The 23,956-nt window shown below is 47.2% G+C and carries 15 protein-coding genes and 2 rRNA genes; 12 read left to right on the top strand and 5 right to left on the bottom strand.

Going from position 1 to position 23,956, the window contains the following annotated elements:
* From HNR50_RS04905 to HNR50_RS04915, 3 genes are all read left to right on the top strand, one after another.
* Nucleotides 1–89: ribosomal RNA gene (locus HNR50_RS04905) — 23S ribosomal RNA — on the top strand; the annotation flags it as partial.
* Nucleotides 90–167: 78 nt separating this feature from the next.
* Nucleotides 168–278, top strand: a 5S ribosomal RNA gene (gene rrf / locus HNR50_RS04910).
* Nucleotides 279–572: 294 nt separating this feature from the next.
* Nucleotides 573–2,213: a fatty acid--CoA ligase gene (locus tag HNR50_RS04915; protein ID WP_184744488.1), complete on the top strand. Its 1,641-nt coding sequence runs from the start codon at nucleotides 573–575 to the stop codon at nucleotides 2,211–2,213.
* A gap of 67 nt (nucleotides 2,214–2,280) precedes the next feature.
* On the opposite strand, the gene fbaA is transcribed toward HNR50_RS04915, so the two are convergent.
* Nucleotides 2,281–3,357 (bottom strand): class II fructose-bisphosphate aldolase, encoded by a 1,077-nt coding sequence (fbaA, locus tag HNR50_RS04920; protein WP_184744490.1) that lies wholly within the window; start codon nucleotides 3,355–3,357, stop codon nucleotides 2,281–2,283.
* Nucleotides 3,358–3,477: 120 nt separating this feature from the next.
* Between fbaA and HNR50_RS04925 the strand changes: the two genes are divergently transcribed.
* From HNR50_RS04925 to HNR50_RS04950, 6 genes are all read left to right on the top strand, one after another.
* Nucleotides 3,478–5,220 carry an ABC transporter transmembrane domain-containing protein gene (locus HNR50_RS04925; RefSeq protein ID WP_184744492.1) on the top strand — a complete coding sequence of 581 codons (1,743 nt, stop codon included), beginning with the start codon at nucleotides 3,478–3,480 and terminating at the stop codon, nucleotides 5,218–5,220.
* Complete coding sequence (locus HNR50_RS04930) at nucleotides 5,220–7,241, top strand: ABC transporter ATP-binding protein (RefSeq protein WP_184744494.1); 2,022 nt, start codon at nucleotides 5,220–5,222, stop codon at nucleotides 7,239–7,241. Before HNR50_RS04925 ends, HNR50_RS04930 begins: the two co-directional genes overlap by 1 nt.
* An 85-nt stretch (nucleotides 7,242–7,326) precedes the next feature.
* Nucleotides 7,327–10,155 (top strand): cache domain-containing protein, encoded by a 2,829-nt coding sequence (locus HNR50_RS04935; protein ID WP_184744496.1) that lies wholly within the window; start codon nucleotides 7,327–7,329, stop codon nucleotides 10,153–10,155.
* A gap of 3 nt (nucleotides 10,156–10,158) precedes the next feature.
* A complete protein-coding gene (locus tag HNR50_RS04940) occupies nucleotides 10,159–10,680 on the top strand; it encodes a TIGR03546 family protein (RefSeq protein WP_184744498.1) in 522 nt (173 codons plus the stop codon).
* Nucleotides 10,677–12,728: a TIGR03545 family protein gene (locus tag HNR50_RS04945; protein ID WP_184744500.1), complete on the top strand. Its 2,052-nt coding sequence runs from the start codon at nucleotides 10,677–10,679 to the stop codon at nucleotides 12,726–12,728. Before HNR50_RS04940 ends, HNR50_RS04945 begins: the two co-directional genes overlap by 4 nt.
* Before the next feature lie 9 nt (nucleotides 12,729–12,737).
* Entirely contained in the window at nucleotides 12,738–15,035 is a 2,298-nt protein-coding gene (locus HNR50_RS04950; protein WP_184744502.1) for a hybrid sensor histidine kinase/response regulator, read from the top strand.
* 13 nt (nucleotides 15,036–15,048) lie between these two features.
* On the opposite strand, the gene HNR50_RS04955 is transcribed toward HNR50_RS04950, so the two are convergent.
* Nucleotides 15,049–17,274: an NADP-dependent isocitrate dehydrogenase gene (locus HNR50_RS04955; RefSeq protein ID WP_184744504.1), complete on the bottom strand. Its 2,226-nt coding sequence runs from the start codon at nucleotides 17,272–17,274 to the stop codon at nucleotides 15,049–15,051.
* An 81-nt stretch (nucleotides 17,275–17,355) separates the two neighbouring features.
* Nucleotides 17,356–18,705: a dihydropyrimidinase gene (gene hydA, locus HNR50_RS04960; RefSeq protein WP_184744506.1), complete on the bottom strand. Its 1,350-nt coding sequence runs from the start codon at nucleotides 18,703–18,705 to the stop codon at nucleotides 17,356–17,358.
* A 115-nt stretch (nucleotides 18,706–18,820) separates the two neighbouring features.
* On the opposite strand from hydA, the gene HNR50_RS04965 reads away from it, so the two are divergent.
* Together HNR50_RS04965 and HNR50_RS04970 are read left to right on the top strand one after the other, a co-directional pair.
* On the top strand, nucleotides 18,821–19,609 hold the full coding sequence (locus tag HNR50_RS04965) for an isochorismatase family protein (RefSeq protein ID WP_246433920.1): 789 nt from the start codon (nucleotides 18,821–18,823) through the stop codon (nucleotides 19,607–19,609).
* 83 nt (nucleotides 19,610–19,692) lie between these two features.
* The gene (locus HNR50_RS04970; RefSeq protein WP_184744510.1) at nucleotides 19,693–20,163 is read left to right on the top strand and encodes a hypothetical protein; all 471 of its coding nucleotides are present in this window, start codon (nucleotides 19,693–19,695) and stop codon (nucleotides 20,161–20,163) included.
* Here HNR50_RS04970 and HNR50_RS04975 read toward each other — a convergent pair.
* Nucleotides 20,078–20,641, bottom strand: a complete 564-nt coding sequence (locus HNR50_RS04975; protein WP_184744512.1) for a GNAT family N-acetyltransferase — start codon at nucleotides 20,639–20,641, stop codon at nucleotides 20,078–20,080. The genes HNR50_RS04970 and HNR50_RS04975 overlap by 86 nt on opposite strands.
* Nucleotides 20,642–20,679: 38 nt before the next feature.
* Here HNR50_RS04975 and HNR50_RS04980 point away from each other — a divergent pair, with 38 nt between their 5' ends.
* Nucleotides 20,680–22,491: an EAL domain-containing protein gene (locus tag HNR50_RS04980; protein WP_184744514.1), complete on the top strand. Its 1,812-nt coding sequence runs from the start codon at nucleotides 20,680–20,682 to the stop codon at nucleotides 22,489–22,491.
* On the opposite strand, the gene HNR50_RS04985 is transcribed toward HNR50_RS04980, so the two are convergent.
* Nucleotides 22,481–23,842, bottom strand: coding sequence for an MATE family efflux transporter (locus HNR50_RS04985; RefSeq protein WP_184744516.1), 1,362 nt, complete (start codon nucleotides 23,840–23,842; stop codon nucleotides 22,481–22,483). The genes HNR50_RS04980 and HNR50_RS04985 overlap by 11 nt on opposite strands.
* Nucleotides 23,843–23,956: the final 114 nt, after the last annotated feature.

Raw genomic sequence — 23,956 nt, forward strand, 5'->3', positions numbered from 1 at the left:
GAAAGAATATCTGTTTGATAGGCTGGCAGTGTAAGTGCAGAAATGCATGATCAGCTGACCAGTACTAATTTTCCGTGAGGCTTGACCATATTATTATTTGTCCCTTCTTTTTATTAAGAAAACAAAGCAATTGTGCATCGTGTCAAAAGCGATACACAGTATTTATGTCTGGTGATAACAGCGTTGAGGTCACACCCGTTCCCATCCCGAACACGGAAGTTAAGCTCAATTGCGCCGATGGTACTGCAATTATGTGGGAGAGTAGGTCGTCGCCAGGCTTTTTTATTTATAATACTTTAAGGTTTGTAGTTTGTGCTTTATTCAAGTTGCGACGACCCTTGGGCATAGCGCGTACCATGAGACGCGAAACTTGCAGCGTCGAACAAGCTGCTTTGCAGCGCTAAAACGAGGAACGCGCATAGGTAGTGAGCTTGAGCGAACGGAACGGCGCCAGGCTTTTTTTTGTCCAAATCTTTCTTTTGAAGTAGTTTAGGCTAACTAAGTGACAGCATCCGATCCGATTCTCCTTTTTTGATTCCCTGTAAAACGATTTAATAATATAATAAACAACTATGAATAACATAATTAGTAAAACTGAATCCGCATATGAGTATCCTCTGCTCATTAAACAACTATTTTTAGCTCCGGTGGAAGACCGTCCGGAAGAACAGATTATCTATCGCGATGAAACAGCCATTTCCTACCGTCTATGGAGAGAGAGAGTCCACAAGCTGGCGAATGCTCTCGAATCTGTGGGCGTAACTCATGGCAGTACAGTTGCCATGCTCGACTGGGACTCGCATCGATATCTGGAATGTTATTACGCCGTTCCCATGATGGGAGCCGTGCTTCATATGATTAATATGAGACTTTCTCCGGAACAGCTCGCCTATACTATCGAGCATGCCGAGGATGATGTTATAATCTGTCACGCCGATTTTCTTCCTCTTCTTGAAGCAATAAAAGGCCGCATAGCCGAAGGCAGGAAATTCATTATCATTGATGAGAACGGAGTCGTTACAGATTCCGCGCTTAAAATAGAAGGCGAGTACGAAGTCATGCTTGCCGAGGCGTCGAGCCATTATGATTTTCCCGATTTCGATGAGAATACCAGGGCGACTACATTCTATACGACGGGGACTACAGGCCTGCCGAAAGGTGTGTATTTCTCTCACAGGCAGATGGTGCTCCATACTCTGGTCAACACTGTTTCTCTTTCGTCTCCTTCCGTTCAGGGAAGGATGCATCGTGAGTCTGTTTACATGCCCATGACGCCCATGTTCCACGTTCATGCATGGGGGATTCCCTACATTGCAACCTACCTCGGGATAAAACAGGTCTATCCGGGAAAGTATGAACCGGCGATGCTTCTTAAGCTTCTAGTAACCCATAAGGTTACATTCAGCCACTGCGTTCCCACGATTCTTCACCTTATTCTGAAATCGCCAGCGGCCGCACAGTTCGATCTGTCCAACTGGTCGGTTATTATCGGAGGCGCGGCCTTGCCGAAAGCTATGACTCTCATGGCGCTCGAGAGAGGAATCGATGTTTTCGGCGGTTACGGTATGTCGGAAACGGCTCCGGTTCTTTCCATCTCCCATTTAAGTTCCGCTGAAACGGAATTACCCCCGGAAGAGCAGGCTGCTCTGAGAAGCCGGACCGGTAAGCCCGTAGGTCTGACACAATTGAGAATTGTCGATGAAGAGGGAAAGGATGTTCCCAGAGATGATAAGACACCCGGAGAAATCATTGTGCGCAGCCCTTATCTCACTCAGGGGTATCTTAAAGATAATGTCCATTCTGAAAAACTCTGGGAAGGCGGATGGCTTCATACAAATGATGTGGCCTGCATCAACGAACAGGGAAGCGTCAGAATCGTTGACAGAACAAAAGATGTTATCAAAGTCGGCGGCGAGTGGCTTGGATCTCTGGAGATTGAAGATGTCATAGCACGGCATGAAGGTGTTTCTGAAGTAGCTGTTATCGCTTTTCCCGATGATCAGTGGGGAGAAGTTCCCATGGCAATTGTCGTTACGGCTGAAGGAGCGGAGGTTTCGGAGAGCGAAGTCAAACAGACCGTTAAGGCCAGTGTTGATTCCGGCGTTCTTCCCCGTGAAGCTATCACTCTGAAAGTCAGGTTCGCCGATGCTATTTCCAAGACAAGCGTCGGAAAGACAAATAAGGTCGCGCTTCGCGAACAGTTTCTCTCATAAAGAATAGATCAACCAATAAAAAAACCCACCATGTGAAAACGGCGGGTTTTTCTATCCATAGACGAAATTAGTTTCTGCCGATGCAGTTCAGGTCGTCGAAAGCTTTTTCAAGTCTTGCGATCATGGATTCCTGAGCTTTGCGGAGCCATACTCTGGGGTCGTAGAATTTTTTGTTGGGTTTGTCGTCACCTTCGGGGTTGCCGAGCTGTCCCTGAAGATAAGCTTCGTTAGCTTTGTAGAAGTTCAAAACGCCTTCCCATGTGGCCCACTGAGTATCTGTATCGATGTTCATTTTTACAACACCGTAGCTGATAGCTTCTCTGATCTCTTCCTGAGTTGAACCGGATCCTCCGTGGAAAACGAAAGTTACGGGATGTTTTGCAGAAAGGTTATGTTTATCGATGATGTATTTCTGAGCTTTATCCAGAATGGAGGGAGTCAGTTTTACGTTACCGGGTTTGTAAACACCGTGAACATTTCCGAATGCAGCGGCAATTGTGAAGTTGGGGCTGATTTTGGAAAGTTCAGTATAAGCGTAATCGATCTCTTCGGGTTTGGAGTAAAGATCTTCGTGCGCGACATCAGTGTTGTCTACACCGTCTTCTTCACCACCGGTGATTCCGAGTTCGATTTCGAGAGTCATTTCAATTTTACTCATTCTCTCGAGGTATTTTTTGCTGATTTCAAGGTTCTCTTCGATAGACTCTTCGGAAAGGTCGAGCATGTGGGAAGAGAAAAGGGGTTTTCCAGTCTGTTTGTAGTGCTCTTCTCCGGCATCGAGAAGTCCGTCGATCCAGGGGAGAAGTTTTTTGGCACAGTGGTCTGTGTGAAGAACAACGGGAATACCGTATTTTTCAGCCATAAGGTGAACGTGTTTTGCTCCGGAAATGGATCCGGCGATTGCCGCTTCCTGACCTTCAAGCTTCAGGCCTTTACCGGCATAAAATGTTCCGCCGCCGTTGGAAAACTGTATCATAACAGGTGATTTTACTTTTGCCGCTGCTTCCATTACAGCGTTAACTGAGTCAGATCCTACACAGTTAACAGCAGGCATGGCAAATCCTTCTTCTTTGCAGATTTCGAATAAAGTCTGCAGGTCTTTTCCATAGACTACGCCAGGTTTAATCCTGTCTAATACACTCATAAAATATTACCTCTTCAAAATAATAAACAATATTGTCTTAAATATAATACATAATAAAAATATAGAATAGGTTGACCGCCTGAAAAGTTGGGCTTAATTTAATGGGGAGGTATCTCTTCCGTGCTAAATGAATACAAAACTGTTACTCCTTATGTAAAAAAATACTGGTACAATTATGTACTCGGACTGGCCTTTTTATTTCTCACAAATGCCGGACAGCTCCTGATTCCCCAGGTGCTCCGTCAATCTGTTGATGTTATATATAACGGCGGCTCGTCTGATGGACTTATACTCCGGAATACGCTTCTGATTATCGGGCTGGCTGTTCTTGTGGCTCTCGGGCGGTTCTTCTGGAGGTTCTTTATTCACGGAGCCTCACGGCGGATTGAGGCCGCATTGCGTCGGAGGCTTTTCGATCATCTGCTCCTGCTGGGTCATAATTTTTTCAACAAGCACAAAACAGGCGATATCATGGCCAGAGCGACCAACGATCTCAATCATATCCGCATGGCTACCGGCATGGCTCTCATCGCCTTTGCCGACGGTCTTTTCATGTCCATGGCCATTCTTATAATACTGTTCAGACAGAATGTATCACTGGCCGGTTTAACCATATTGCCGCTTCCGATCATCACCCTAATCATTCTGTTTTTCGGAAGGATGATCGGGCCATTGTTCCGCAAAGTCCAGAACAGGTTTTCGGCTCTTTCAGGTCATGTTCAGGAAGCTCTGACAGGAGTCCGGGTCATCAAAGCCTTTAACCGGGAAGATTTCTTTGCCCGGGAGTTCGAAGAAAAGAACGATGACTACAGGGATGCCAATATGTCCCTTGTTAAAATCTGGGGCCTCTACTTTCCTATCATCGCTTTCCTTTCCGGGATATCGACTGTGCTGCTACTGATTTTCGGGGGGCAGGCTGTCATTTCCGGCTCTTTTTCTCCGGGAGATTTTACCGCTTTCCTCAGTTATCTGGGTATGCTGGTCTGGCCGCTACTCGGTGCGGGATTTACCGTTAACATGATTCAGAGAGGCGGAGCCTCCCTCAAGAGAATCAATGAAATCCTCGATTTTGAACCTCTGATCCGCAATGTCGAGGAACCTATCGAAAGGATCCGGAGTTCTGAAATCTCGGTCAACAATCTGACGTATACTCATGAAGGGGAGGATGAGCCTGTTCTCGAAGATATCAGTTTCAATCTGAAGGAAGGGGAGATCCTCGGCATTCTGGGGCGGACCGGTTCGGGAAAATCGACATTGCTCAACCTTCTTACCAGACAATACGACCCGCCGGAGTGGAGCATACTCCTCGATGGAGTGGATGTGAGAATGTACGAGATAAATGCCCTTCGCAGGTATTTCGGTCTGGTCCCGCAGGAAAACTTCCTGTTCTCAACAACCATTGAAGAAAACATCAGTTTCGGAATACCGGAGGCTGATCATGAAGCCGTACTGGCTGCCGCTCAGCTGTCTACCATAGACCGAGACGTAGAAGCTTTCCCCCGCAAATGGGAAACCGAAGTCGGGGAGAGAGGGGTTACCTTATCGGGAGGCCAGAAACAGAGAGTGGCGATCAGCCGGGCCCTGATTCTCGATCCTCCTGTTCTTGTGTTCGATGATGCCCTTTCGGCGGTCGATACGGAGACTGAATCAAAAATTCTCAAACATCTGCTCCAGGAGAGGGCGGGGAAAACAAGTATTGTTGTTTCCCATAGAATTTCCACTCTCCAGTATGCGGACAAAGTGATCGTTCTGGATAAGGGAAAAATCGTCGAGTCGGGAACCCCGGGCGAATTGCTCGGCAATGACGGCATTTACTCGGACATTGCCCGTCTGCAGAATTTTGAAGCTTCGGAGGAAAACTGATGGAAAAAGAGAGAATCGTCCGCGAGTATGATCCGGTTATTCTGAAGAAGCTCTTTTCTTTCGCCAGGCCTCATTTGAAGTGGATTATAATAGGTATTCTGGCCCTGGCTGCTGCAACGGCGGCAGATCTGATTAAGCCGATCGTCATTCAGAAGACAATAGACAATAATGTTCTGCCCCATTATGTCCATGCCGGTAAGCCCGAAGAGGGAAAGTGGACGGAAAATGACGGTATTGTTGTCGGCAATGAGCTTTTTGTCGAGGTCTCCGATCTGAATGAGGGAGAGCGCGTTTCGATCGGAAAAGAAAGATGGCATGTCGCGTCTCTGGATAATGAAAAGGTCGTTTCGGTTGTTAACTCCCACAGTCAGATGTTTATCCGTGATGAAGCTTACGCCGCTGTCAGTGATAATAATTTCAAAACTCTCAATCCGGAAGAACGGAAAGCTTTCCGCTCTGATGATATCTCCATCATAATCCGCAACAGCCTGTTTATTATTGTTTTACTCTCCACAGGGATAATTTTCACGTTTATTCAGATCGTTCTTATGGCATTGACCAGCCAGAATATTATGAAGGGGCTGCGGGTCGGCTTGTTCCGACATCTGATGTCCCAGTCTCTTTCCTACTTATCGGAAACTCCTGTCGGCAAGCTCGTTTCGGGGATTACAAATGACGTGGCTACGATAGATGAGCTGTTCACCACTGTTTTTACAGCGCTTCTGAAGGATTTTCTCCTCATGGGCGGTGTGGTCGTCGCGCTGTTTTATCTCGATGTAAAACTGGCGCTGGTAACGCTGATCACTTTGCCGCCGGCGGTAATTCTGATTGAAGTGCTCAGGAAGAAATCGAGGGAGGTTTTCCGTCGGGTCCGCATGCATGTCTCAGGAGTCAATGCCTTCCTTTCCGAGCATATATCGGGGATGGATGTGGTGCAGATGTTCGGCCGGGAGATTCTCAGTCGTAAGCGGTTTGAGGAACAGAACGGCAAACTGCTCAAAGCCAATTTGCACCAGATGTACGTGTACGCCTTTTTCCGCCCCTTAATTGATCTGCTGGCATCGGTTTCCATAGCTGTCATAGTCTATGTGGGGGCAGGGTTTTATCAATCGGGAATCATCACCCTGGGAGTTCTCATCGCCTATATCAATCTGATTACCAAATTCTTCGACCCCTTGAAGGACATCGCGGAAAAATTCTCCATTATGCAGTCCGCCATGGCCGGAGGAGAAAGGGTATTCAATTTCTTTGATGTGGACAGGAAGATTGACGATTCCGGTTCCGATGAAGGCGGGGATTTTACAGGAAGGATAGAGTTCCGCGATGTTCATTTTGCCTACAAAGCCGATGATCCGGTCCTGAAGGGACTCAATTTTACCGTAGAGCCGGGAGAAACCGTTGCCATCGTCGGTTATACCGGAGCCGGGAAAACGACAATCGCCAGTCTGCTGGCACGGTTCTGGGATATCGACAGCGGATCAATCCTTATCGACGGAAAGGACATAAGGCATTTTCCGTTACATGAGCTGCGACAGATTGTCCAGCCCGTCCAGCAGGATGTATTTATCTTCTCGGGAGATATGCGCCAGAATATCACGCTGGGAAGCGATATCGCTGAAGAGAGTTTCAATGAAGCCGTTCAGGCGGCGGAGGTGAGCGGATTTATCGATGAATCGGAGCTGACCGAGCGGGGGACAAATCTTTCGGTCGGGCAGAGGCAGCTGCTTTCTTTTGCCAGAGCCCTGGCTCATGATCCGAAGATACTCATTCTCGATGAAGCGACAGCCCATATCGACACGGAAACGGAAGAACAGATCCAGCGGGCCCTGAAGAATCTGCTGAAGGACAGAACGTCTCTGGTTATCGCCCACAGGCTGTCGACAATCCGCAATGCCGATCGAATCCTTGTGCTGAATGACGGCGCGGTAGCGGAGATGGGAAGCCATGATGAGCTGATGGAGAAGGGCGGGATTTACAAGACGCTGTATGATTTGCAGTTTCAGAGAGGGATTGAGGTTTAGGGATTGCAATCTGTAATTTAAAACAACAATCCAACACGAGTTTCTTTGCAGGGAAAAATAACCTGGCTTATAATGAAAATAAGGTATGGCTAAAAGGACTTACAGTCTAATAAACGGAATTCTTCTCCTCTTTGTCTCGGCGTTACTTCTGCTCGCGGCTATTTTTTTAGTTATTCAATTTAACACCTTCAATAACCGCTATAAGAAAGAGGCTCTCCTCCTCCAGACAAAATATACTGAATCTCAGAAAGAACAGATCAAAAGAGAGGTCATGTGGGTCTCCGATTTCATTTACAGCAATTTAGATTCTCTGGAAGAGCAGGTGGGGGAAACTGTCCGCATGCGGACCTACGAGGCCTATTCCGTAGCGGAGCATATCTATAATACAAATCGGGGAAAAATCTCCAATAGCGAAATTCAGGAGCGAATACGACAGGCGCTCAGACCCGTAAGGTATTCCGGGGGACTGGGCTACGTATTCATTTCCAGTTTCAGCGGCAATGAAATCCTTTTTCCCGACAAGCCGGAGCTTGAAGGTCAGAACCTGATAGATATGAAAACAGCTGACGGGAAATATCTCATAAGGGACATGATTGCAATCAGCCGGGATCAAGGTGAAGGATTTTACAGCTACAGCTGGACCAAACCGGGGGATGAGGGAAGCGATCACAAAAAAATATCCTATATCAAGCGCTTCGAACCTTATGACTGGATTATCGGCACAGGCCTATATCTGTCCGATGAGGAAGCCGCTCTCAAAAATAAGCTATTAATTAAAATCAGTAATATCCGCTTCGGCAAGGAAGGATACATCTTCGTCAACTCCATGGAAGGCGACGCACTGGTATCGAACGGAGAACTGATGACCGGAGACCGGAAGCTGTGGGAGGTTTTCTCATCTAATCCGGAACGGTCGAGAGATCTCTTCCGAATGGAGTACGAAGCAGCCCTCAAGCCTGAAGGCGATTACATTTACTATACCATCAGAAAATTAAGCGATTCGACTGTCGAATCTCCCAAGGCATCCTTTATTATCGGAATCCCCGAGTTCGATTGGCTCATCGGTGCGGGAGTCTATCTTGATGATGTGGATAAGGAAATCGCTCAGCTGCGGGAAATCTCTTATATCGAACTGAGAGGCGATATAGTCGATACCATCATTATAACATTGTCCATAATCAGTTTGTTTTTTCTTTTCTTGTTCCTGGCGGATAAAAGGCTAAAGAAAGAATTCAACCTGTTCAGCTCCTTTTTCGAATCTTCTCTCACCGATGATCTCCAGCTCAATCTGGACAGTTTTTATTTCCGGGAACTGGCTGAACTGGCCGGACAGGCCAATGGTATGCAGAGAGATAAAGCAGAAGCGCTCAGCCGCCTCAGAGAAAGCGAGAACCGGTTCAGACTGCTGGCTGAAAATTCCCGGGACATGATATTCAAGATGTCCTTCCCCGGTGGAAATTTTGAGTACATCAGCCCCGCGGCTATTGATGTTCTCGGTTACACCGCTCAGGAAATCATGGAAGAGCCTTATCATGTTCGAAAAACGATACACCCTGATTGGAGGGATTGGCTGGAGGGGGTTTTCGATGATATCAATTCCGGCCACATCGATGAGACATTTGAGTATCCCATTATCTCCAAATCGGGAGAGGAGCGGTGGATAAGCCAGAAGAATACCCTGATTAAAGGGGAAGAAGAGGGGACATACGTTCTTATCGGCCGGCTTAGCGATGAAACGAGGCGCAAGAAAGCGGAAGAGGATTTGAACCGCAACAACAGGATGGAAGCAATCGGCAAGCTGGCCGGAGGGGTGGCTCATGATTTCAACAATGTTCTGGCCGGAATAATGAATGCTGCCAATGTTCTTAAATCTCCCAGGCGGGAGATTGATGAAAAGGGGCTGAAAATGGCCGATCTTATTCTCAAAGCCGCATCGCGTGCAGCCGATCTGACGGCAAAGCTGTCGGCATTCGGAGGTAAAAGGGCTCTTTTTCTCAAACCCCAGAATGTTCATCATATACTTGAAGAAACCGAAGTCATACTTAGCCGTACCATAGATATGAGGATTGCCATACAGATGAATCTCAATGCGGCAAAAAGTGTGATTCTCGCCGACGGCACGGAAATACAGAGCATTATCCTCAATCTGGGAATCAACGCCTCTCATGCCATTGAAGGATCCGGGTCAATCCATATTAATACGGAAAACATGACATTCGATGAAAAGGATTGTACCGATTACCCCTTTGAGTGCCATCCAGGTGATTATGTCAGGATAGAAATTCTCGATACGGGATCGGGAATGGATGAGGAAACCCTGAAGCATATTTTTGAACCTTTTTTCTCTACCAAGGAAAAAGGGAAGGGCTCCGGATTGGGGTTGGCGACAGTATACAAATCTGTTCATGATCATAAGGGAATGATTCAGGTAACCAGTGAAGTCGGCGAGGGGACATCATTTATCCTTCTCTTCCCCTGTATCGATGAAAAGCCCGATGAAACTCCGGTTCCTGCTGAATCAACCGGTTTGAGAAGCGGAACCATTCTCCTCGTTGATGATGAAGAGTTCATCAGGGAGACCGGCCGGGGGATTCTTGAAGAATCGGGATATACTGTTATTACCGCATCCAACGGCAGGGAAGCCTTAGACATTTTCAGGGAAAGGAAGCAGGAGATCGATCTGGTCATACTCGATGTCATTATGCCTGAGTTAAATGGAGTCGAAGCATTTTATAAAATCAGGGAGATTCGGGAAGACTGTCCCATCATTATGATAACGGGATTCAGCCGCGATCCGGATTTGAGCAAACTTAAGGAAAAGGGAGTATCCTGTATTATAAGAAAGCCCTTTGAACAGTCTCTTTTCAAAAAAGAAATAGATATGGCTCTACAGAAGAAAACAGGAAAACAGTAATACATGATAGGATTTATAGCAAAAATTCTTGTTGCGTTAAACAGCAATTCGCGTCCCGGGGAGTTGGCATCCGGCTTATCATTCGGTCTATGGCTCTCTCTTGTTCCGGGAGGAAATCTACTCTGGTTTGTCCTTTTTGCCGTGGCTTTCTTTCTGAAGCACAATACGGCAGCTTTTCTGCTCTCCATGGCGGGATTCAGGTTGATTGTTCCGATCGCCGATCCCCTTCTGGATAAACTTGGAGAATTGATTCTGACACAGCCCGGTCTTCAGGTTTTTTATACCTTTCTGTATAATCTGCCGTTCATGTCTTACTCTTCCTTCAATAATACCATTGTCGCCGGAGGATTTCTCTCCGGACTGATTCTCTGGGTTCCTCTGTTCTATCTTTTCCTGTTTATGGTAAAACTCTACCGGAGGAAGATCGCCCCGAAAATCGCAGAGAGCAAAGCTGTTAAAGCATTGAAGAAAGTGCCGTTTTTCTCCAAACTCGCCTCGGCGGTCAGACTGGAGGCGGGGTTATGAAAAAACAGAACCTTCCGAGACTGTTCCGCAAGTCATACAATGAGAAGTCTCTCGATAAAAAGGTCCTGAAGCGGTTGCATATCCCTGCAGACAGAGACCTGGTAAAAGCGCTTTACACAGATGACGGGGAGGGGCTCTTAAGTCTGAGAGACGATCTGAGCGCTGATCAGAAAAAGAAACTTGCCCTTCTCGCCAAAGCGGTAAAAAAGAACCGCGGGGTTCTTACAACCTGGAAAGTTCTGATTTTCCTTATTCCTCTTGCAGCTCTGATTCTCTTTAACTTTATTTTTAAAGACAAACTTCTTGAAAGGGGGGCTGAACGGGCTCTCGAGACGTTTTTTCAGGCTCAGGCAGATGTGGGGAAGCTTCATCTTTCCATAATAGGAGGAGAGTTCTCTTTTCAATCGCTGGCCATTGCCGATAAGGATTCTCCGGATTTTAATCTTCTGGAAACCGGTCCGGGTTATATGAAGCTGGCCATGTCCGAACTGGCATTCAAGCGCTTCAGAATTGATGAAATCTCCTTGAGCGACGTCCGTTGGAATACGAAACGGCAGAGTTCCGGTGCTCTCCCGGCTGAAAGCGGTCAGGAGGAAAAGATGGAGGCCGGGGAAGAGGAAGAGCAAACCGGAACAGAGGGAATCAGTCTGCCGTCACTGTCTCCCGAAGCTCTGGTTGACAGTATCAGCCTTGACTCTCTGGGGTCCTACAGGATGATTGAAGAACGCAGTGAACAGATGAGGGGATTGACAGATAAATGGTCAAAGCGGTTTGAAGAGAAGGAATCGGAAATTAAGGCTATTAAAAAAGAGGTTGAAAGCCTCAGTTCTCTGAATCTCAATTCCCTGTCCAATCTTCAGGAAATACAGGGAAACATGGAACGCATCGGAACCCTTAAAACAAGAATCGAAACACTGACTTCCAGCGTGGAGAATCTGGCTGATGATTTTAAAGAGGACAGGTCGGCTCTTGTCTCAGCTGGTGAATCTGTGTCAGATCTTATAAAAGCCGATCTGGATTCTCTGGAAGAAAGACTCGATTTCAGCAGTGGGGGATTTCAGACTCTGGCTTCAGATCTGGCGGAATCTTTCATCCGGGAGAGATGGAACGGCTACTACGAAGCGGGTTTGAAAGTCTGGAACATCTACAAACGATTTGATTCGCGTGAGAAGGCCGATATAGGGAAAGAAAAAAAGGCTCTTGTCCGGGCTCCCGGCAGAACCGTTATGTTCCCGTCGCCTGATAAACCGCAGTTTTATGTGGATAAAGTGCTCTTTTCCGGAAGTTCCGGTGACAATGCTGAGTTTGAAGCTGAAATCCGATCCCTGAGCAATGAACCGGAGAAGGTTATCGATCCTGTTCGTCTCGATCTTTCTACCGTTTCAGGTGTGACTACACTCAGTGGAGAAGGTATTCTGGATTTAAGGGAAAAAGAAGCTGAGAGATTTTCTCTTGATTTTAACGGTAGAGGAATCTCCGCCGACCTGCCTGATGGTATTCCGGCTCTATCAATAGATGGTTTCCGTTCCGATGGGGAGATTTCCGGAAACATTTCTTCTCTCGATGGTATGTCCGGACTGGAATCGGATTTTTCTGTCGTACTGACGGATCTGATCATAGAACAGCAGGATCAGGATGGTTTTATCGGTGAAACGGTCCGGTCGATCTTTGACAGCCTGGACAGCATTGAACTGTCGGGGCAAATGGAGATCAGCCCTAAGGGGATTGAAACCCTTCAGATAGACTCGGATTTAGATAGTATTCTGAATAATGCCTTAGGTGCGGCTTTGGACAGTCTCCGGAAAGAAGCCATAGACCGACTTGAAGCATCTCTGATGGACAGGCTTACTCCTGCTTTGGAAGAGAACAGTCTTTTATCTGATGGGTTGGATAAGCTCGGTCTCGAATCTGCCGATCAGATTTCTTCTCTTGACAGCCTGGAAGACATTCTCGATACAAAACTGGATGAGCTGAAAAGCGGAACAGGGCAGCAGGGCGGAAATTTGCTTCAGCAGGCCGGAGGAGCCTTAAAACTCCCGGGGTTTTAAGGAAAGAAGATGAATACGACGGGAAAAAGGGAACAGAATCTATTCTTTACGCTCAAGTTTGAAGATGAAACAGGTTACACTCTGCCCTTCTGCGGTGATGTTTCCTCTCTTTTCCCCGGACAAAACATTCAATCACTAATGGCCGACCCTTCGTCTTTTTTCGGATATCTTATAGAGAAAGACCGGAAAAGGGTTAGTGACGACTTCGGGAAAGCCATTAGTGAAAAAAAGTCATTTGAAACCCGTTTCAGAATTTTCAACGGTTCCGAACTGCTCCTCGGTGAGCTGATCCTGTCTTTGAGAAATGAAAAGAGTGAAGTTCTGGTGTGGGACGGATTGCTCCGATTGTTATCTTCTGTCAGGACCCGGGAGGAAAATGCCGAGGAAGCCCTATTCCAAAGAATCCGTGAACTGGACTGCCTTTACGGAATCGCCTCTCTTTCAGAAGAGGCGGATCTGCCCCTTGAAGAATTGCTGGAGAGGGCTCTTGAAGTCATGCTCGGTTCATGGAAGTATTCTCATCTTGACTCTATCAGAATCGCCTATGGCGACAGGGTCATTTCGGGAAAAACCGAGACCCGTTCTCCGGGATCTCCGGCATTCTGTCAGAAGAGCGATATTACTGTTTACGGCAAGGTGACAGGCTCGATCGGTGTTTGTTACAGCCGTCCGGATAATGACTTTGATAATCTGAATGTTGTCAGGGAATTGAGGATGCTCAATTACATAACCGCCCGTTTGTCGCGGATTATTGAAAAGAAGCAGTCAGAAGAAGCTCTGGCAAAAAGAGAAGCCCTTTTCCGCCGCTATATTGAATCAGCTCCCGATGGAATCTTTCTCGCCGATAAAGATGGCTTTTTCATCGATATAAATGGAGCCGCATGCCGGATTACGGGCTATACGAAAGAGGAGCTTCTGGGCATGCCTCTGGCATCCCTGACATATCCTGAAGACCGGGAGTTGACCCGGGAATCTTTTGAACGGGTAAAAACCGAGGGGCGTACAACAAATATGTGCCGGTTTATCAAAAAGGACGGTACAGTAAGGCATTGGGTTATCGAGGCTATTAAGCTGGACGACGGCTCTTTCCTGGGATTCAACCGTGATGTTACGGAACAGAGAAAACTGGAGGAGCAGATCCTCCAGATGGAAAAAATGGACGCCATAGGACAGTTGGCCGGAGGGATCGCCCATGATTTCAATAATCAGATTGCTGTTATTATGGGATACAGCGAAATGCTTGTTTCCCGTATTCAGGATCCAAAGCTTCTGAAATTTGCCAGAAATATCCTCGCCAGTGCTCACCGTTCCGATGATCTGACCAGGAAACTGCTGGCTTTTTCACATAAAGGCCTTTATGAACGGAAGAACATCAATATCAATAAAACCATTGGTGAAGCCGTCGACATTCTGATTCACAGTGTCGACCGGAAAATCACCATTAAACTGGATTTGAAGGCGAAACATCCTTTTATCACAGGAGATCCTTCGCAGATCCAGAACGCAATCATGAACCTGGCAATCAATGCCAGGGATGCCATGCCTTCAGGAGGAATCCTGAAGTTTTCGACCAGGAATATCATTCTGTATGAGGATTTCTGCCGTAAATTATCCTATCGTGTAGACCCCGGAGACTTTGTCGAAATCATTGTTTCCGATACGGGAGTCGGGATGGATAATCAGACATTAAATCATATTTTCGAACCATTTTTTACAACAAAAGAAGTCGGGAAGGGGACGGGAATGGGACTGGCCAGCGTCTATGGAACAGTAACTAACCACAAAGCTGTGATTGAAGTGGAAAGCGAACCGGGAGAAGGGTCTCAGTTCCGTCTCTTTTTTCCCTGCGGAGAGAAAGTCCAATATCCCTCTGTAAAATCCGATCCCGAAGCAGTCCGGGGCAATGCGTCTATCATGCTAATCGATGATGAGGACATGATCAGAGCCGTGGCTCAGGAGATCCTTCAGGAGCTGGGATACGGCGTTATCTCTTTTGGATCCGGTACGGAAGCTCTGGAATATCTGAAAAAAAACGGGAATGTTGATCTTGTCATTCTCGATATGATTATGCCGGTTATGAGCGGGAAAGAGGTATTCAGGAACATTATGGAAATTGACAGTTCCATCCCCGTTATCCTGTCTTCCGGATATTCACTCTCCGGCGATATCCAGCAGCTTCTCGATGAAGGCGCCTCGGCATTTATCAATAAACCTTTTCATGTCGATTCGTTTGCTTCTGTTGTGGGCGAAGTTTTAAAAGCAGACACAAAAAAAGACCGGATTGATTTAACCCGGTCTCCTCTGTAATATTCAGTAAAAATCAAATGGCGTCAATAATCGCATTCAGCGTAGCGCTGGGGCGCATCGCCAGTGATTTCAAATCTTCATCAGGAGCATAGTACCCGCCGATATCGACCGGTCTGCCCTGTGCTGACAGAAGTTCTTCAGCAATTACATTTTCCTTTGCTGCCATTTCTGCGGCGACAGGTTGAAAAATCCTCTTCAGATCAGCATCTTTATCCTGTTCCGCCAGAGCCTGAGCCCAGTAGAGAGCCAGGTAGAAATGGGATCCGCGGTTATCAATTTCATTCACTTTTCGGGAAGGTGACTTCCCGTTCTCCAGAACAAGTTCCGTCGCCTTGTCGAGTGTTTCCGCCAGAATGAGAGCCTTGTCGTTTCCATAGCTTTTTCCCAGATGTTCGATTGAAACGGCCAGGGCGAGGAACTCGCCCAGGGAATCCCATCGAAGGTGTCCTTCCTCCTGGAACTGCTGAACGTGCTTCGGCGCTGAACCTCCGGCTCCTGTTTCAAAAAGCCCCCCTCCGTTCATCAGCGGAACGATGGATAGCATCTTGGCGCTGGTTCCCACTTCCAGAATGGGGAAAAGATCTGTCAGGTAGTCCCTGAGAACATTGCCTGTTACCGATATGGTATCCTTTCCTTCCCGGATACGGTCCAGAGAGAACCGGGTTGCCTCAACAGGTGTTTTTATAAGGATCTCCAGACCCTTCGTGTCCTGACCGGGCAGGTACTTTTCCACTTTGCTGATGAGCCGGGCATCATGGGCTCTGTTTTTATCGAGCCAGAATACCGCTGGATTTCCTGTCTCCCTGGCCCTTTTCACAGCCAGCTTGATCCAGTCCTGAACCGGGGCATCTTTCACCTGGCACATACGGAAGATATCACCTTCTTCAACGGGCTGTTCGATAAGAACCTTATCGGAGTCATCGAGAACCAAAACAGTACCGTCTCCTGCCATTTCAAATGTCTTGTCGTGGGAACCGTATTCTTCGGCTTTCTGTGCCATAAGTCCCACGTTGGATACGCTCCCCATTGCAGAGGGATCCAGGGCTCCGTATTTCCGGCAGTTTTCAATTGTCTCTTCATAGATTCCGGAATAGCAGCGGTCGGGAATGATGGCTTTCATATCTTTCAGCTTTCCATCAGGGCCCCACATCATGCCGGAAGATCTGATCGCCGCCGGCATTGACGCATCGATAATGATATCGCTGGGAACGTGGAGGTTTGTTATTCCTTTGTCGGAGTTAACCATGGCCAGTTCGGGGCTCTCGGCATAAACGGCCTGAATATCAGCTTCTATTTCTTTTCTTTTCTCTTCGGGAAGCGACTGGATCTTTGAGTACAGATCTCCCAGCCCGTGTTTGGGATCCACTCCCAGTTCCTTCAGATCCGCAGCATGCTTTTCAAAAACTTCTTTGAAAAATACTGTTACGACATGTCCGAAGATTATGGGATCGGAGACCTTCATCATGGTCGCCTTCAGATGTACGGAAAAAAGGACGTCTTTCTTTTTGGCGTCTTCAATCTGTTCCGCGAAAAACGCTCTCAGGGCTTTGCGGCTCATAACTGCTCCGTCGATTATCTCTCCGGCGAGCAGAGGGGCTTTGTTTTTCAGGAGAGTCGAGTTCCCCGCCTTATCCTTGAATACGATCCTGTAATTGGTCGCTTCTTCTATTTCTACAGATTTTTCACTGCCGTAGAAGTCGCCGCTGCTCATGGATGCGACATGGGTTTTCGAATCGCTTTTCCATTCTCCCATGGAGTGGGGATTTTTTCTGGCGTAGTTTTTAACGGCTTTCGGGGCGCGCCGGTCTGAATTCCCTTCTCTGAGAACAGGGTTGACGGCGCTCCCTTTGGCGACATCGAACTTGGCTTTAACCGATTTTTCTTCTTCGGTTTTCGGATCTTCGGGGTAATCGGGCAGGTCATAACCTTTCGCCTGGAGTTCCGCCACCGTTGCTTTTATCTGGGGAACCGACGCGCTGATGTTGGGCAGCTTGATAATGTTGGCGTCCGGTTCTTTTACCATCTCGCCCAGTTCCGTCAGGGCATCGGAAATCTTCTGATCATCTTTCAGTCTTTCGGGAAACTGGGCAATGATTCGTCCCGCAAGGGATATGTCCCTTGTTTCCATATTGATTCCGGCGTTTTTAACAAAAGCCTGTACGATCGGCAGAAGCGAGCTTGTCGCCAGAGCCGGAGCTTCATCTGTTTTCGTGTAGATAATTGTCGATTTCTGTGCCATGGTCTTCCTTTTCTTTAATTCTTTTTTCTATTGTTATATTACAAAACTGCCGGAAAAAGTTCTAACACTTTTCCGGTAGTGTTATGCCAGGTATTTCCCCCGCCCTTTAGCCGCTGTGCATTCCCCGTCCCGGATGATTACCTCGCCGCGGCTGATTGTCGTTTCCGGCCATCCTTTCATTTTCATGTTTCGGTAAGGGGTCCAGCCGGCTGTTTCGTGGAGAGTCTCTTCGCTGAGCGTCATCTCCTTTTCGGGATTGAAGATAACGATATCCGCATCTTTTCCGACTTGAATCTCCCCTTTATTCTCAAGACCGAAAAGTCTGGCCGGCATTGTGCAGCAGAGGTCGACCCACTGGTTCTCTGTAATAAATCCTTCGCGGACTCCTCTTGTGTATATGGCGGGGAAGCGCATCTCTATGGACGGAACTCCTCCGGGAACCGTATTGAATGCCCCCAGGCCGGTCGCTTTTTCCTCTTTCGTGAAGGGGCAGTGGTCGCTTGAAATCGTGTGGAAGGTATCGCTGCTCATATGTTCCCACAGCTCCAGCTGATCGATGATTCCCCTGATAGGCGGAGAACAGATGGGCAGAGCGCCTTCGACCCCTTCCGCTTCGAAAACTTCATCGGTCAGGCACAGATACTGGGGACAGGTTTCCCCGGAGACGTAATGCCCCTGGAGACGGGCCTGTCTGACTCTTTCCGCCGCTTCGGGGCAGGATATGTGGAAAATGTGAACCGGTACGCCGGCATAGGCCGCCAGATCTATCACTCTTCCTACGGCTTCCGCTTCCATCAGGGCCGGTCGGCTTTTCGTATGCCATTCCGGTCCGCTGTTGCCCTCGCTGATATTCCTGTCTATAAGGGTGGTTATAACATCCCAGTTTTCCGCGTGAACCACGGGAAGCGCTCCCGCTTCGCCAATGGCTTCAAAGGCTTTGAGGATCTCGCCGTCCGTCAGTTTCAAACCGTAGGCCATATAAATTTTAAAGCTTCGGCAGCCCGCATCGTATGCAGATTGTACCTGATCCAGCTTTTTCATGTCATCAGGGCCGATAGTCATATGGAATCGGTAATCTATAAGGGCTTTGTCCGCGGCTTTGCTTTTCCGCTCTTTCAGGGCTTCGACAAAAGTCTGGTCTTTTTTGGATTCTACGAAGTCGATGATGGAAGTCGTTCCTCCGAAAGCTGCGGCTTTCGTCCCATGGTAAAAATCATCTGAGGAGACGAATTTTCCGATAGGCATTTCCAGGTGGACGTGTGTATCAATGGCTCCCGGTGTTACAAGACGGTCTGTGGCGTCAATTTCCTCTTTCCCTTCGAGTCCCTGGCCTATGGCGCTTATTTTCCCCTCTTTTATTGCTATATCGGCTTTATAGGATGTCATCGCTGTGACAATTGTTCCGTTTTTAATAACCAGATCGTATTTCATCAATTTCCTCCGGAACATTAATGATGTGACAGGAAAGTTCAGCTGTCAATGGTAAAGGGCATAGAGGAAAAGCCGGATTGCAGTATAGAATGAAAATGACGGAGGATAAGTGAATATGAGAAGGGAACTGCTGATTATTGATGCTCAGAATGACTTCTGCGAACCTGATGGGGCTCTTTATGTCAAGGGAGCGGAGACTGACTGTCTCAGGCTTGCTGAGTTTATAAAAAGAAAGGGTGATGACCTGAGCGGGATTTCCCTGACTCTCGATTCCCACCACCTCTACGACATTGCCCACCCTCTTTACTGGATCGACCGCAATGGCAGCCATCCCGATCCCTTTACGCTTATTACTGACAGCGATGTGGAAGCAGGCCTGTGGACAACATCCCGGCCGGAAGAGAAGGAATGGGGGCTGGAATATGTCAGGACCCTGAAAGAAAAGGGTAAGTATACCCTCTGCATCTGGCCGCCTCACTGCCTGATCGGTTCTAAGGGGAATCAGATCCAGAGCGATGTTTTTAAGGCTGTCACAGAATGGGAAGAGGAAAACCTCATTTCATCATACAAGGTTATAAAAGGTGATGATTCGCGGACCGAGCATTACGGCGCCTTTGAACCGGAAGTATCCCGGGGAAAAGAAAACCGGCCGGATAACATTACCGCTCTTGTCCGCAGACTGGAAAAAGCCGATGAAATAATTATTGCCGGAGAGGCTCTCGATTACTGTGTCGCCAATACGGTTCGTCAGCTTGCCGATGCCCTCGATCCCTCTCAGACCGGGAAGATCATTCTTCTGGAGGACTGCTGCTCTTCAGTAGATCCGAACTCGGGAATGAGCGATAATTTCCTTGAGGAAATGAAAAAGAGAGGAATGAAGATTGTAAAATCGACAGAAATATAGGAAAAATTCCTATATACAACAGTTATTTTATTATTATAATTCATGATACTTGCCCGTAATACAGCACGAAGCAGGACAACAAAATGCAAAGTTACCGAATTATTCCCGAAGAGGGACTTATAATAGAAGTATTGAGAGATGATATAACTCTCGATGGTTTTCTCGAAGTCACGGCTCTGCTTGTCAGAGACCCCCTCTTTCGTCCTGATTACAATATGCTGTTCGATTTCCGCCCCGGCTCCATACTCATGTCACTGGAAGAGCTGAAAACTGCTGCTGAAAAATATCGTGAAGCGGATTGTTTCAAAGGCCGAAAAGCCATGCTGGTAAACCGTTCAGTCGATACAGCCAAAATCATGATTTTCCGGAGTCATGTGGGACTGGACGAAAGATTCAGCGTTTATTCCACGGTAGAAGGGGCTTCATCTTTTCTTCAGAATGATTTAAGCCGTTTTGTCGATGAGGAAATTATAAGAGAAGACGTTTATATTGATCCTCAATCAGGAAGAACCATATCATCTGATCCTCTCCTTTCCCCCAATAATCTTTCATAATAATATCCGGCGCTCCGATCATTCTCTTCCAGTATTCCTGAGACAGTTTATAACCGCTATCAAGGCAGGCTTCAGGTACTCCCCGGTCATGTAGCCTTGTTATCATGGTTTTCCATAAAAACGAACCGATACCGGCGGACTGATATTCCGGATGGACGTAGACACCTTTTATTTCAGGCAGTTCCCGCAGCTCCCGGTCTATGTTGGAACTTACGGAACGATTCTGCCTGCCGCAGGCGATGGTTCCAACAATCCGGTCTCCCAGGCGGGCCGTGAGCATATCTTCCCGGCTGTCAAAGGTTTCAAGCTGATGCTTCACTTCTTCTTCGATCCCTGCGGGGTCATTTATATTGTTTCTGAAAAAAGTATCGGTAATAGTTTGTCTGAAAAAATCTTCCAGAGCAGGTCTGTCTTTTTCAATCGGCACCATCAGTATAAGACGCTGCAAATCACTATGGATATTCTTGCCTTCTGACATGTTTGTCTTCCTCTGCCGTAAATACTATACTGATTTATATGATGGCGTATATCAGAAATAAATACAGCGATAGCGATATTCTCATCCAGAGAAAAATCCATGTTTTCTTCTGGTCTCTGCTCGTTCTTCTGGGCGGTTCTCTTTTATATCTTTCCTATCAGCTCATTGCCCGTTCCCATTATGCTCAGGATTTTCTCTATCTCTTTCTGGCAATCGGCCTTCTTGTTACCGCTCTGCTTCTTCTGGTCAATGGCAAGTTCTTTTTTTCATCTTTCCTGATCCTGACAGCGGCGCTTATTCCTTTAACTGCGCTGGTCTGGATGGGGGTAACGCTCAATGAATTGAAACTCTACAATATGGCTTTCCTTCAGTCTATCGGGATCCTTTTCGCTGTTCTCATAGCTACCCGGGCCTGGCAGATTGTTCTCTACGGCCTGGGAGCACAGGTTTTATGCGGCGCTTTTCTTCTCTTGCGGCTGCTTCCCGCAGCTTCGGGTGAAACCTTTCCCTACTGGTCCACATTTGTTGTGGTTCTTATTGTGCTTACTATGGAGACGCTTCTCGCCTACTTCGTTTTCTTTCTTCTCAATCGGACTCTGATGGAAACGAAGTACATGGCCGAGCATGATGAAAATACCGGCCTGCCGAATGGAAACAGATTGAGACTCGATCTCGCTCATTCGATGAAATCGGGGATTGAGAATCAGGTTCATTTTTACAGAATTGAAAATTATAAAGAACTTCTGCTGAATTACGGTATGCAGAATCTCATTGAGACAGTCGAGTCGATTGCGGAAATCATTTCCATTGAAAACGGAAGTGAGGTGTACCGTTTGTCTACAGATTTGCTCGGCCTTTTTTTCAGTGACACAAAGTGTACTGCTTCGCAATGCATGGAAAAGACGCTGAAATTGTTTGAAGCCCCTCTAACAGTCAATGATATAAATGTCCGCGTTCAATTAAGAGGAGCTAAACTCAGGCACTCGGCCATCGAGAAGAGTATGTCGGCCAATTACAGCCGGGGTCAGCTGGCTCTGTATCAGGCGGAAAAAGAGAATAAGCAATTTGTCCTTTACGAAAAAAACAGCGAGAACTTATGGAAAGACCGGCTAAATCTCTTTCACGAGTTGTTTGATGCTGTTTCTGAAGGGCGTTTCTCTATTGTATATCAGCCGATTTTTACCCGGGAAAGAACAGTTGCCGCTGTTGAATCCCTATCCCGCTGGACCAATAATAAGGGAGAAGCCATAAGTCCCGACGTTTTTATTCCCATGCTGGAAGAGACAGGCCTGATGAATGATTACTTTCTTATGATGGTAAGAAAAGTCCTCGAAGATATAAAACAGTTTAGATCGCTGCAGGGGGATTTTCCCGTTTTTATAAATTTATCGCCGGAACTGATAAATTATCATTTTGATTTCAACCGTCTGATGGAGCTGTTGGAGACGAGCCGTATACCAGCGGAGAAAGTGGGCTTCGAAATAACCGAATCCGCCATGCTGCATAATGATGACGACACAGACAGCGTAATGCAATTACTGAAATCAAGAGGGTTTCAACTGGCTCTCGATGATTTCGGTACGGGATACTCCAATCTCACCAGGATTCTCAATCTCCCGTTTAATAAGATAAAATTCGACAGAAGTTTTCTGACAGGAATGATAAAGGATCCGAAATACGCCGAACTTCTGGAAGTTCTTATTTCCTATCTCAGCAATAGCTCCTATAAGACAGTTATCGAGGGAGTTGAGACAGAAGAGGATTTCTCACTACTTAAAGGATTCGGCTGTCATGAATTCCAGGGATTCCTCCTGGCGAGACCTGTCCCGCCGGAGGAACTTAAACTCTGATTTCTTTCCACTTGCCCCTGCCGTAGGCGCCTGCTATAAAAAAGGCCGAGACGACGTCCGCCAGAATAAAGCTGATCCAGATTGTCGAGACGGGCCAGTGAAAGATAAACCACCCCGCCAGAAGAAAAGGAAGCTGAACGACCCACTTGGAGACTATTCCCGACAGGAGAAATGGCATATTGTGCCCAGAACCGGAAAAGGCGATTGCCAGACCGAAAGTCGAGCCCATGGGAATAAAGCTGATGCTTATGAGGCGGATCATCTCCACACCCGTCCCGATCACATCGCTGTCGCTGATAAAGAACGACATGATGGATGATGGGAAGATCTGGGCGACTGCCATAAAAAAGATCATCATGATCGTGGAGAAAAGGGCGGACCATTTGGAGGCGGAAACAGCTCTGTCGACTCTGTCGGCTCCGAGATTCTGTCCCACTACAGTGCTGCCGCCCATAAATAATCCTATAAGAGGGAGAAAGATGAAGCCGTACAATCTGTTGCCGATTCCGAAGGCTGCCAGGGATGCGGTTCCATATAGAGCTGCGAATTTCATAATGAGGAAGAGCGAGAACTGCCGGGAAAAGGTTTCAAGACCGATGGGGAGACCTATGGTCAGGAGCTTGTAGTCAATATCCCAGCGAAGTTTCAGGAGTCCTTTCAGCTTCGGTTTCACGCCTCCTCCTGAAGAGAAGAGAAAAATGAAACCTCCGAGAAAAGCTGCCGTAGTGGAAATCACCGTTGCCAGAGAGGCTCCGAAAATACCCATATTCAATCCCGGTATGGATGTTCCTGGAATGGTTTCGAACATGAAAAAAGGATCGAGAACAATATTGAGAATGGAACTGATTATCATAATGATCATGGGAGTTCTCACGTCTCCCGTACAGCGGAGAGCCGTGTTGACAGTGAAGGAGGAAAACATGAAGGGGAGAAAGAAGATTCGGAGATAGCCGTAGTCAAGGGCCATTTTCAGAACCAGCCGGTCTTCCGTAAAAAAAGCCATGAGTGGTTTAATGAACATGAAAAGAAGGGCTGCCGCCAGAAGGGCTACAAGAGCTTTGAATGTAAGAGTCTGTTCAATCGCCTGCTCTGTCCTTTCTCTGTTCCCCGCTCCGTAACTCTGACTGATGAGTGATACGGAACTGTTTCCTATAATCTCGTTCAGCACTTCCACTATCCAGAAAACCGTCGTAAAAATTGTAACGCCGGCAACCGCTTCGGAGCTTATACGGCCGATCCATGCCATATCGACAAGATCGTACAGGGTCTGTGCCATAAAACCGGCCATTGTCGGGACGGCCAGCCTGATCAAATGCCCAGGGACATTGCCTCTGGTAAGGTCTTTTTTCATGTATGCATTGTACTTCAAAAAATCTCTCCGGTAATAGAGTACCTTTTAATAGGAAGAGTTTTTTCCGCTATTGACAAGCATAAGAGAATTCATATATTTATATCTGAAAATTTG

This window comes from Spirochaeta isovalerica, assembly GCF_014207565.1.
Taxonomy (GTDB): Bacteria; Spirochaetota; Spirochaetia; order DSM-2461; family DSM-2461; genus Spirochaeta_F; species Spirochaeta_F isovalerica.